Below are 1,090 nucleotides of genomic sequence, written 5' to 3'. Positions count from 1 at the left end.
TGTCTGGTTGCGGAACGTCGTTGGGATGTGGCCCGTTGGGCGGTCAAAGCCTACGCTTGGCGGTTCGAAGGTGTGTGCCGCCGTGCTGCCAGGAGGGCTCGTTGATGCTCGTCATCCATCCCCAGGCCCGCACCACTCCGGCTGTCCGCGCCGAGATCGCCCGCTCGCCCGAGAGCTCCGGGGTGCTGGCCAAGCGCTACGGCGTCTCAACCGAGACCATCCGCAAATGGCGCACACGCGGCCCCGATGCCTGTCACGATCGCTCGGCCCGGCCGCATAAGCTGCCCTGGCGCGCCAGCGATGAGGAGCGTGCCATCGTGTGCACGCTCCGCCGCTCCACCGGCTTCCCCCTCGACGCGCTGACCTTCATCGTCAGCCACTTCCTGCCGCACCTGAACCGAGACGCCGTCTACCGCATCCTCAGGGCGGAAGGCCTCAACCGGCTGCCGCCGTCCGAGCAGACCCGCAAGCCGCATGGCACCTTCAAGGACTACGAGGTCGGCTTCGTCCATGTCGACGTGAAGCACCTGCCGAAGCTGCGCGACCGCGACGGCTCCACCCGCAAACGCTACCTCTACGTCGCCATCGACCGCGCCTCGCGCTACGTGCACCTCGCGGTCATGGACGACGAGACAACGGCCTCGGCGGTGGCCTTCCTCACGGACGCACTCGACGCCTTCCCCTTCCAGGTCACCCACGTGCTCACCGATCGGGGCTCCTGCTTCACGGCCGATGCCTTCGAGGCAGCCTGCGAGCGGCACGGTGTGCAGCATCGCAAGACACGCCCCTACACGCCAAAGACCAATGGCATGGTCGAGCGCTTCAACGGCCGGGTGCAGCGCGAGGTGTTGGGCATCATGATCTACAGCCACGCCGATCTGGAGATCGTGCTGCGCGGCTTCAACGCGGCCTACAACGGTCGCCGTCAGCGCGTACTCAAAGGTCTCTCGCCTGAGATGGTGCTGCGCCAGCGGCTCGAAGACGATCCCGCGCTCGCCAATCCCACCTACAGACCACCCAGCCCGAGTCTCATCAAACGTGCCCTTCGCATCATCGCAGACGCCAAGGAGGTCTCGCAACCAGACAACTA

The 1,090-nt window shown here is 66.3% G+C and carries 1 protein-coding gene; it reads left to right on the top strand.

Annotation, left to right across the window (positions count from 1 at the left end; all coding sequences use genetic code 11):
* Positions 1–104: 104 nt before the first annotated feature.
* A partial coding sequence (locus E4V01_RS25370; protein ID WP_135300299.1) for an IS481 family transposase occupies positions 105–1,090 on the top strand: 986 nt, incomplete at its 3' end.

The organism is Methylorubrum sp. Q1 (assembly GCF_004683995.1).
Classification (GTDB): Bacteria; Pseudomonadota; Alphaproteobacteria; order Rhizobiales; family Beijerinckiaceae; genus Methylobacterium.
The sequence above is the reverse complement of the archived record's forward strand: the minus strand, read 5'-3'. Positions and strand labels throughout refer to the sequence as shown.